Source organism: Bacillus sp. AFS012607, assembly GCF_002558005.1.
Taxonomy (GTDB): Bacteria; Bacillota; Bacilli; order Bacillales; family Bacillaceae_G; genus Bacillus_A; species Bacillus_A thuringiensis_S.
Map to the genome: position 1 here is coordinate 401,840 of NZ_NTVM01000013.1, position 10,416 is coordinate 412,255.

Genomic DNA, 10,416 nt, shown 5'->3' on the forward strand with positions numbered 1-10,416 from the left:
AGGTGAGGAAAACTTCTCTCACCTATCAAATATTTATTTCACAAGCGCTATAAGAGATTTTAATTTCCCTGCTGCATGGACATAAGCTCTCGCCGACGCTTCCAATACGTCTTGCGCAACTCCGAAACCTGATATTTGGTGACTACCTTCTTTTAATTCAACATGAACGTGAGCAAGTGCATCTTGACCTTGTGTAATAGATTGTATGCGATAATCTGCCAATTCACATTCTAGTCCTAAAATTCTTTGAATCGCATTGTATATCGCTTCAATACTACCAGAACCAGTGGCTGCATCTTCATATACATTTCCTTCCTCATCCTTCAGCACAACTGTTGCGCATTGTGTACTATTTGATACGAAATGCACTTGTAATTGCGTAATGTTATATTGCTGGGCTGCAAATGCTGCTTCACCAAGCATAAGTGCGCGTAAATCTTCCTCAGTAATTTCCTTTTTACGATCAGCCAATTTTTTAAACGCTTCGAATACCGCATCTCGCTCTTCATTTGTAAATTCATAACCAAGCTCTTTCATTTTTTCCGTAAACGCATGACGGCCAGAATGTTTCCCAAGTACAAAGAGATTTTGAGATTCTCCTATAAGCGCTGGTTCGATAATTTCATAAGTTGTTACTTCTTTTAGAACCCCATCTTGGTGGATGCCTGATTCATGAGCAAATGCATTCGCTCCAACGATTGCTTTATTTTTCGGTACAACCATACCCGTTAACCTGCTTACTAATGTACTCGTCGCCTTAATCTCTTTTAAAGTCATAGAAGGTTCTGCTTTATAAAAATCTTTTCTAATATGAAGAGCAACCGCAACTTCTTCTAACGCTGCATTCCCTGCTCTTTCTCCAATGCCATTAATCGTTCCTTCTACTTGCAATGCTCCGCCTTCAACCGCAGCTAACGAATTTGCTACTGCCATACCAAGATCATCGTGACAGTGACAAGAAAAAATCGCTTTTTCATATGATGGAACGGATTCTTGTAAGTATTTGAAAAGAGAATAATATTCTTCTGGATTCGTATATCCAACTGTATCCGGAATATTAATTACATTCGCTCCTGCGCGAATCGCAGTTTCTACTGCTTCAGCTAAAAATGCTCTCGATGTTCTTGTCGCATCTTCTGCAGAAAATTGTACTGTCGGAAATAATGATTTTCCAAGCGTAACCGAACGATGAATACTATTTAACACGTCTTCTTTTGACATACAAAGTTTATATTTCATATGAATATCACTCGTAGCTAGAAATACGTGTAGACGAGGAGATACAGCACCTTTCACTGCTTCATATGCTCTTCGAATGTCACTTTCTTTCGCTCTAGCTAAACTCATAACCGTAGCATTTTGAATTGTATTCGCGATGCGTTTTACTGATTGGAAGTCACCTTCGGAAGCTGCCGCGAATCCAGCTTCCATTACATGAATACCAAGCCTCTCTAATTGCCTAGCAATTTGTAATTTCTCTTGTTCATTTAAATTTACTCCTGGTGATTGTTCGCCATCACGAAGCGTTGTATCCATGAACAAAATCTGCTTCATATTATTTAATCCCTACCTTTACTCGCGGCTGTACGAAAGGCATCATTTCACGTAATTTACGTCCAACTACTTCAATTTCATGTTCATTCTCTTTCTCATTTGTCGCGTGGAAATTTGGTCTTCCTGCTTTATGCTCTGCAATCCAGCCTCTTGCAAATGTACCATCTTGAATTTCTGCTAATACTGCCCCCATCGCTTTCTTCGTATCTTCAGTAACAACGCGTGGTCCTGATACGAAGTCTCCCCACTGCGCTGTATCTGAAACTGAATATCTCATATTTTCAAGTCCACCTTCATACATAAGGTCAACGATTAGCTTCAGTTCATGTAAACATTCAAAATATGCAAGTTCAGGCTGGTATCCCGCATCAACTAACGTTTCAAACCCTGCTTTTACAAGTGCAGTCACTCCGCCGCAGAGTACAGCTTGCTCTCCAAATAAATCTGTTTCTGTTTCTTCTTTAAACGTCGTTTCTAATACACCAGCTCTCGTTGCTCCAATTCCGTCAGCATAAGAAAGTGCTTTTTCAGTCGCAACTCCTGTTGCATCTTGATATACGGCAAATAGTGCAGGAACAGCCCCGCCCTCGGCGAACGTACGGCGTACGAGATGCCCCGGTCCTTTTGGCGCTACTAGAAATACATCTACATTAGCTGGTGGTTTTACTTGATCAAAGTGAACATTAAATCCATGTGCGAACACGAGAGAATTTCCGGCTTGTAAATTTGGTTCAATTTCAGCTTTATATACTTCTGGTTGTAATTCATCAGGCAGTAGAATCATTACTACATCAGCTTTTTCCGCTGCTTCTGCTACTGTATATACAGAAAATCCATCTTCATTCGCTTTATCCCAAGACTTACCTTTTCTTAAACCTACTACTACATCAAATCCGTTATCACGTAAATTTTGCGCATGCGCATGACCTTGCGAGCCATATCCGATGATTGCTACTTTCTTTTCCTTTAATACATTTACTGTTACATCTTTCTCATAATAAACTTTTGCCATTTTCATTTCCCCCTATATTTAAATGATTATTGAATTAACATAACTTGCTTATCTTGTTTTTTCATACTACGTGTAAATGCTGTTACACCTGTTCTCGCAATTTCTTTCAAACCGTATGGTCTAAGTAATTCAATTAACGCTTCCACTTTATCTTGTGTACCTGTTACTTGCACAACTATGGAATCCTTCCCAACATCTATTACAGCGGCTCGAAACGGTTCAATTAAACTATATAATTCCGCCCTTGCTACAGAAGTTGCTACTTTAATAAGAGCAAGCTCTCTAGCAATCATCGCTTCTTCTGTAATATCTGATACTTTCAGAACATCGATTTGCTTATGAAGTTGTTTAATTAACTGCTCAACTTGCTGTTCACTTTCCACATGCACAACTATCGTCATTCGCGATATATCTGATGATTCCGTATGACCTACTGAAATACTTTCAATATTAAAATGTCTTCGTGTCATAACCCCTGTAATTCGGTTTAACACACCACTTTGATTTCGAACTGTCGCTGTAACAATTCTCTTCACCTTTTTTCCACTCCTTCCATTTGGTGAACGCCTTTCCCGGGCGCAACCATCGGCATAACTTTCTCAGATTGAAGTACACGGCAATCAATTAAGACTGGTTCTTTTAATTCAATCGCATGCTTCAACTGCTTCTTTGCAAGAAGTGGATCATCAATACGAACAGCTTTTATACCATACGCATTCGCAAGAGCGACGAAATCTGGTTGACACGACAATAAGGAATGTGAATATCTTTGATTATAAAATTCGTCTTGCCATTGCCTTACCATTCCTAAAGCTTCATTATTTAAAATAAATACTTTAACAGGTAAAGAATGTTCTTTTAATACACTTAATTCTTGTAGAGTCATTTGAAACCCAGCGTCACCAACAATTGCAATGACTAGTTCTTCAGGCTTTGCGATTTGCGCACCAATTGCTGCTGGAAAGCCGAATCCCATCGTTCCCAATCCGCCAGAAGTTACCCATTTATCTGGATTTTTCAGCGGATAATATTGCGCTGCCCACATTTGATGTTGCCCAACGTCTGTTGTTACAATCGCTTCTCCTTTCGTGATTTCATATAGCATATCAATTGCGTATTGAGGTTTAATACTTTCAGAGTTTCGTTTATAAGAGAATGGATACTGTTCTTTTCTACTCTTTAATAAAGAGATCCATTCATGATGATTTCCTTTCCTTCCTTCTAGTTGAAGTAATACTTCCAATGCCCGCTTAGCACTTGCAACAATAGGAATTTCAGTCGACACATTTTTTCCGATTTCTGCTGGATCGATATCGATATGCGCGACAGTCGCTCCTTTAGCAAAATAAGCTAAATTTCCAGTAAGCCGATCATCAAATCTCGCGCCTACATTAATGAGTAAGTCGCATTCATATAACGCCATATTGGCTGTGTAAGAACCATGCATTCCCCCCATCCCTAGAAAAAGTTCATCATCTGGCGGAAAGCCACCAAGACCAAGTAATGTATGCACAACAGGAATTTCATATTTACGCGCAAAACTTGTTAACTCTTTTGATGCTTTCGCATGCAATACACCTGCTCCAGCTAAAATTAACGGCTTGTTTGCAGCACTAATTGCTTGTAATAATTTGTTTATTTGGAGTAAATTCGGTTCATAATTTGGGTTGTATCCTGGTAAATCCATTTGCACATCATTACATCGTTCTCCTTGCTCTACTACCATATCTTTCGGAAGATCGATCACGACTGGGCCTGGTCTTCCTGTTTTAGCAATATGAAATGCTTCTTTAATAATTCGAGGTAAATCTGAAGCCTTTCGCACTTGATAGTTATGTTTTGTCACCGGCATTGTAAGCCCCATAATATCCGCTTCTTGGAAAGCATCACTTCCAATTAACGTTGTTGCTACTTGCCCTGTAAATACAACAAGTGGTAATGAATCAATCATCGCATCTGCTAGACCAGTAATCACATTTGTAGCACCTGGACCACTCGTTGCAATGACAACCCCTGGATTACCAGTAATTCTGGCATACCCTTCAGCAGCGTGAATTGCTCCTTGCTCATGCCTTGTTAAAATATGAGGAATTTCACAATCATACAGTGCATCATAGAGAGGTAAAACAGCACCACCAGGATAACCGAAAATCACTTCTACTCCTTCCTTTTCTAGCGCTTCTAACAATAGCTGTGCACCAGTTGCCAGTTTCTCTTCCGTTTTTGAAGACATTGTTCTTATAAGCCCCCTTTTTGAAAACCTTTATCAATAAAAAAAATCCTACGTCCACACTCCAGCTATGTGCTGAAGGGACGAAAGATTTCGCGGTACCACCCTTCTTTGCAAGAATACTCTTGCCTCAGTGACCCATAAATGGATCTAGCTAATAACGGAGCTACCGTCTAAGCCTAGACAAATGCTTCAGCTTAGCACTCAAGGGCGATGTTCGTCGACGTGAACCATCGGTTTTCAGCAACCACCGACTCTCTGTGAGGCTTCACAATCAACTACTCCTCCCTCTCAACGCTTTCTTATGTTATAAAAAGTTGTTATCCAACTTTATTTTCTTCGTAAATTTTCTCTCCATCTTCTATAACTAACTTTCGGAATTCTTCCAATAAACGATTCGTATGTGGACCCGTTTGCCCTAAACCAATCGTTCTACCATCTACTGTCGTAACAGCAATAACTTCAGCAGCTGTTCCTGTTAAAAACACTTCATCAGCTACATATACATCATGTCTTGTAAATAACTCTTCTCTTACGTCATATCCAAGTTTTTCGCCGATTTCTAAAATGGCGTTTCGTGTAATACCTTCTAACGCTCCAGCAGAACTTGGTGGTGTAATTAATTTATTTCCTTTAACAATAAACACGTTATCTCCTGATCCTTCAGCTACATATCCTTGATCATTTAACATAAGTGCTTCTTGTACTCCAGCTAATTTCGCTTCAATACGAACTAAAATATTGTTTAAGTAATTTAAAGATTTTACTTGAGGGGATAAAACATCGGGACGATTTCGGCGCGTTGCAACTGTTACAACTGGAATCCCTTTCTCATAATATTCTTGTGGGAATAAAGATAATTGTTCTGCAATTACTACTACATTCGGCTTCTTACATGAATCGGGATCCAATCCAAGATTTCCTGCTCCTCTTGATACAACAAGGCGAATGTATCCATTAGATAATTTATTTTGTCGAATCGTCTCAACAACAATATTCGTTACTTCATCTAATGAATATGGAATTTCTAAAAGGATTGATTTTGCTGATTCATACAACCGGACAAGATGCTCTCTCAAACGGAAAACATTACCGCTATAAACTCTAATTCCTTCAAATACTCCATCGCCATATAAATAGCCATGATCATATACCGAAACTTTTGCTTCATCTTTCGGAACAAATTCTCCATTTAAGAAAATCCATTGCTCATTCACTGGAAGTGCCTCCTATGTTCTATGAATTTTTTATTGTTTCCTAGTTTACTCTCCTTTTTAAATAAATCAAGTAAATTTTTAGAAAATTTATAATCTTTAATCGTACGTACATCTTTAATTATATTGATTTAACAACATTGTTAACGTTTACAAAAAGTCTGAAAATTTTTTTCGCCAATTTTCACTAAAAAAATATTTGTTTAAAAGAAGGATTTTCATCAATTAATACGAATCTATTGTATTCAATAAACGGACGTCCGATTTTATAAATCCGGGAATATATAACGAATTTTGCTGAAAAAGGGGGAAAATAACAAAAATAGCGCTGTCTAAAAATAACATTCATATTTTTCATTTCGTAATCATAATCCTATTTTTAAAAAACAATTTGTCAAAATGAAGGAGGAAATAAATATGGCATTTGTACAAATTAAAGGAACGAGACAAGAGGTAGTAGAAATGTTGCAATTATTTGATCTAATGGACACGAAAGGTTTTTGTAAATTCGATAATTACGTAGAGGTAGAACCAAACACGCAAGAACATAATCATTTTATTGCTTCAATCGACATCCATTCAAATACTTCTTCTGCACAAGATACATTAAACGATCAATTCGTTAGTCAAATGCTTACTGGCGTATATAACGACTAAACAAAGATTTACTTCCTACCGTCTTTTCATAAATATATGCAGTGAACTTGAGCATACTAGCAATTAGATGGTAGGAGGTGAGAATTATGGCTAGAATTGGCGTTGAAAACTCATTAACAGACGTTCAACAAGCTCTTCAGCAACAAGGTCATGAAGTTGTTACACTTAACTCAGAACAGGATGCACAAGGGTGTGATTGTTGCGTTGTAACTGGGCAAGATTCTAATGTGATGGGCATTGCAGATGCATCAATTAAAGGATCAGTCATTACAGCTCACGGTTTAACAACGGATGAAATTTGTCAACAAGTTGAAATTCGCACTTAAAAAAAGAAAGAGGACTCCTTTTGAAAAGGAGTCCTCTTTTTTATATTCACCTAACGGGAAAGTAACATATACTGGATGAAAGCCCTACCTCTCTCTCATCATTACGGTTCCACTGACCGCTCCTTGATTCACTAGTATACCTATAAAGCTTACACTTATAATTTATAGGGTTTGTTCACAAAAGTTGTTGGTAAGACTACCCGATCTTTCGCAAACTTTTCGTATTACATTTATAAGATTTATTTACTTTATACTAGCTGTAACCGAGACACGAATTAAAATTTTAACATCAATAAAATAACTTGTCAACATTTTTTGTAAATTAAAAACAGACAGTAACGGTTTGTCTGTTTTAGAATGGAGCTTTTTCTTTTATTACATATACAACAAAACCGCTTACTAACATACATAAACCAACTACTAAGTTTTTGATATTAATCATAAATTCCTCTCCCTTATTCCACACATCATATATATTTACAGTTCAATTATTCCGATCATCCTAAAGCGCACTTTTTCTAATATATCATAATTCCTAAAAAATGCAAGTTCACTTTTGGCGACCATTTACAAATTTATCTACAGTGCTTGGTACCGTATTTAAAGCCTTTTCAATTAAATGTGTACTACTATTGAGGTGTAATACTTGCACACCGTTAGAACCGACTACTAAAAAAGCAACTGGGCTAATAGAAACCCCAGCCCCGCTTCCTCCTCCAAATGGATGCCCTTGCTTTTTCTCTTTATGCTGATTTTGCCCACCGTTATGTTTTTCAGTAATGAAATCCCCTTTAAAATCACTTCCACCAGCTCCAAAACCAAAAGCCACCTGAGATACTGTTAATACTACATTTCCGTCAGCTGTTGAGACCGGGCTCCCAACAATTGTATTTACATCTACCATCTCTTTTAAATTTGTCATTGCCGTTTTCATTAAATTTTCAATTGGATGTTCCATTATGTATTGCACCCTTTCCTCATTATTCCTTTTTATACTTTCCAAAATAGAGGAAGTCATACTAACTTTTCCTATTTCAAGAAAACATTTTCCTCCTTTTAAAAGATACTACTCCCTGTACATGCTCCGGTATAGTGAAACTTTAATCAGTAGGATGTGTACGTAGCTCGACTCCCACAAATAGCAGGATAAAAAAGAAAAAGAGATACATACTACTATTGAACCTTGTTATGAAAGGAGTCATGACTTTGACTGAGAAATTTGATGATTATAAAAGAAGAGATAGAATAGATAGTGATTATAGTGACTATAAAGAAGAGTACGCCGCTGAGGTTGCACCACAACGCATTGATTATGATTACGATGATAAAGACGATAAAGATGTTGTAAAATCATCCGCCGCTGGATCAACTGCTGGTTTTATCGCTCTTGCGCTATCTATCTTATCGCTATTTACATTCCCAACACTATTTGGTCTTGTTTCTGTTTTACTCGGTATTTACGCTTATAATCGCGGAGCTACTGTAACTGGCGGTATCGCTGCAGTTGTCGGTGGGATTGCTGCACTTATCGCAATTTTATTCCGAGTAGCACTTATTGGTTTATTGTTCTCCCTGTTCTAAAAAAGAAAAAGGTATCTCGCTTAACGCGGGATACCTTATCCTGTAAACACATCTTCCGATGGATATTTTATTTTTTGTTTTGCTGGTCGCGCTAAAGAAAACACAAGTGTTAACGGTCCAATTAATCCGCAAAACATAACAAACATAATAATACATTTTCCGAATGCCGAGAGCTTTGCAGTAATTCCCATCGTTAATCCGACTGTGCCAAACGCTGATATTGTCTCAAATAATAATTGAATAAAGCTGAAGTTTTCTGTAAGCATTAATATAAATACCGCTGTAAAAATAAGTATTTGACTGGCAACAGCAATCGCTAAGGCCCTCGTTACTGTCGACATTTTAATTGTACGCTGAAATAAAACAATTTCTTCCTTTTTTCTAAAGAAAGAAAGGACAGATGTAATTAAGATAACAAACGTTGTTAATTTAATTCCTCCACCTGTTGATACACTTCCTGCACCAATAAACATTAAAATCATCGTAAATAATATAGATGATTCTTCCATACCTCCATAGTCAATCGTATTAAATCCAGCTGTCCGCGGGGTAATACCTTGAAAGAAGGAAGCCCATAGTTTTTCATTTAAAGATAAATTCCCTAACGTCTTCACATTATTATATTCCAATACAAAAATTACAATCATTGCTATAACATTTAACACTACTGTTCCAATAATCATTATTTTTGAGTGAAGTGATAATTTTCGAAAACTGCGACTATACCATATATCAATTAATACGGTAAAACCGAGTCCACCTATTACAATTAAAGAGCAAATCCCAATATTAATAATGGGATCCCCTACATATCTTGTTAAATTATCTGGCCATAAAGCAAATCCTGCATTATTATAAGATGCAATTACATGAAAAATACTATAGTATAAACCTTTTCCAAAACCAAACTCTGGAATAAAGCGAAACGATAAAAAGATGACCCCAATAAGCTCAATACAAATCGAAAATATAAAGACACGCTTTACTAATTTTACAAGACCACCTATATTTGTTTGATTAAATGCTTCTCCAATTAATAAACGATGGCGTAATCCGATTTTTTTGCCTAATACCCAAACAATTAAAATGGCAATTGTCATAAGACCTAGACCACCTGTTTGAATTAAAAACATAATAACAATTTCGCCAAACATCGTAAATGTACTTGCTGTATCCACTACTCCCAAACCAGTTACGGTCGCTGCTGACGTTGCTGTAAAGAAAGCATCTACCCAACTAATATGTGCTTTCGTTGCGAATGGTAACTTTAATAACAAACCGCCAACCACAATTAAGCAGAAAAAACCTAATGCTAATATTTGTGGTGGGTTTAATCGTATAAGACGATTATACAGCCCTTGTTTTTTTGTTACTTCCATATCACTAACTCCCTTATTAAAGTGAAGCTTTCCCCTCATAAATAAAAAGCTTTTAAAAAGCCCTTAAACAATTGGGACAAACCTTATATTCTTATAATATAGTTGAGCATAATCCTTTTTTTCATAGATTACAACTTTTATTTATATTCAGATTCCTTTTTGTTTTATGCTGGAAAACTATATATCCTAGCTCAATATTGCTAGCAATAACAATTTCATATGTACTATTTTTCAAATCCCCATATCTTTCACTCTATGTTCACATAGAGGTCACATCCACCTTTTATAGTATATGTATCGAAGCTGTTCCTCCCTAATTTTTAAGACATTCCCCAGTGTCTTTGAATAGCTTCCATCCCTAATTAAATTGACATAAATTGTCCCCTTCCTTGACCATCTTATAAATGATGGTCTTATTTTTTTGTCTTTCTATCTTTTCTTTAAAACTCCCTCTCTCTTTCAC

The 10,416-nt window shown here is 36.7% G+C and carries 11 protein-coding genes and 1 other annotated feature; of the genes, 3 read left to right on the top strand and 8 right to left on the bottom strand.

Features of this window, described 5'->3' with window-relative positions; all coding sequences use genetic code 11:
* Window positions 1-33: 33 nt before the first annotated feature.
* The 5 genes from leuA to ilvE all read right to left on the bottom strand — a co-directional run bounded on the left by leuA (window position 34) and on the right by ilvE (window position 6,013).
* Window positions 34-1,554 (bottom strand): 2-isopropylmalate synthase, encoded by a 1,521-nt coding sequence (gene leuA / locus CN409_RS18775; protein WP_000809594.1) that lies wholly within the window; start codon window positions 1,552-1,554, stop codon window positions 34-36.
* A 1-nt stretch (window position 1,555) separates the two neighbouring features.
* Entirely contained in the window at window positions 1,556-2,566 is a 1,011-nt protein-coding gene (ilvC, locus tag CN409_RS18780; RefSeq protein ID WP_001151745.1) for a ketol-acid reductoisomerase, read from the bottom strand.
* Window positions 2,567-2,592: 26 nt separating this feature from the next.
* Window positions 2,593-3,102, bottom strand: coding sequence for an acetolactate synthase small subunit (gene ilvN / locus CN409_RS18785; protein ID WP_000822952.1), 510 nt, complete (start codon window positions 3,100-3,102; stop codon window positions 2,593-2,595).
* Window positions 3,099-4,799, bottom strand: a complete 1,701-nt coding sequence (gene ilvB / locus CN409_RS18790) for an acetolactate synthase large subunit (protein ID WP_081143387.1) — start codon at window positions 4,797-4,799, stop codon at window positions 3,099-3,101. The genes ilvN and ilvB overlap by 4 nt, the downstream gene beginning before the upstream one ends.
* A 73-nt stretch (window positions 4,800-4,872) precedes the next feature.
* Window positions 4,873-5,100 (bottom strand) — a binding site (T-box leader).
* Window positions 5,101-5,116: 16 nt separating this feature from the next.
* Window positions 5,117-6,013 carry a branched-chain-amino-acid transaminase gene (gene ilvE / locus CN409_RS18795; RefSeq protein ID WP_001005485.1) on the bottom strand — a complete coding sequence of 299 codons (897 nt, stop codon included), beginning with the start codon at window positions 6,011-6,013 and terminating at the stop codon, window positions 5,117-5,119.
* Window positions 6,014-6,427: 414 nt separating this feature from the next.
* On the opposite strand from ilvE, the gene CN409_RS18805 reads away from it, so the two are divergent.
* Together CN409_RS18805 and CN409_RS18810 are read left to right on the top strand one after the other, a co-directional pair.
* Window positions 6,428-6,667, top strand: a complete 240-nt coding sequence (locus tag CN409_RS18805; protein ID WP_081143389.1) for a DUF3911 family protein — start codon at window positions 6,428-6,430, stop codon at window positions 6,665-6,667.
* 86 nt (window positions 6,668-6,753) lie between these two features.
* The gene (locus tag CN409_RS18810) at window positions 6,754-6,993 is read left to right on the top strand and encodes a YkuS family protein (RefSeq protein WP_000101020.1); all 240 of its coding nucleotides are present in this window, start codon (window positions 6,754-6,756) and stop codon (window positions 6,991-6,993) included.
* Window positions 6,994-7,345: 352 nt separating this feature from the next.
* On the opposite strand, the gene CN409_RS18820 is transcribed toward CN409_RS18810, so the two are convergent.
* Both CN409_RS18820 and ytfJ read right to left on the bottom strand, forming a co-directional pair.
* Entirely contained in the window at window positions 7,346-7,435 is a 90-nt protein-coding gene (locus CN409_RS18820; RefSeq protein WP_000608225.1) for a hypothetical protein, read from the bottom strand.
* A 108-nt stretch (window positions 7,436-7,543) separates the two neighbouring features.
* The gene (gene ytfJ, locus CN409_RS18825) at window positions 7,544-8,011 is read right to left on the bottom strand and encodes a GerW family sporulation protein (protein WP_002083119.1); all 468 of its coding nucleotides are present in this window, start codon (window positions 8,009-8,011) and stop codon (window positions 7,544-7,546) included.
* Between the two features lie 188 nt (window positions 8,012-8,199).
* Between ytfJ and CN409_RS18830 the strand changes: the two genes are divergently transcribed.
* The gene (locus CN409_RS18830) at window positions 8,200-8,574 is read left to right on the top strand and encodes a hypothetical protein (protein ID WP_000136546.1); all 375 of its coding nucleotides are present in this window, start codon (window positions 8,200-8,202) and stop codon (window positions 8,572-8,574) included.
* Between the two features lie 35 nt (window positions 8,575-8,609).
* On the opposite strand, the gene CN409_RS18835 is transcribed toward CN409_RS18830, so the two are convergent.
* Window positions 8,610-9,953 (bottom strand): TrkH family potassium uptake protein, encoded by a 1,344-nt coding sequence (locus CN409_RS18835; protein WP_000454114.1) that lies wholly within the window; start codon window positions 9,951-9,953, stop codon window positions 8,610-8,612.
* Window positions 9,954-10,416 lie beyond the last annotated feature (463 nt).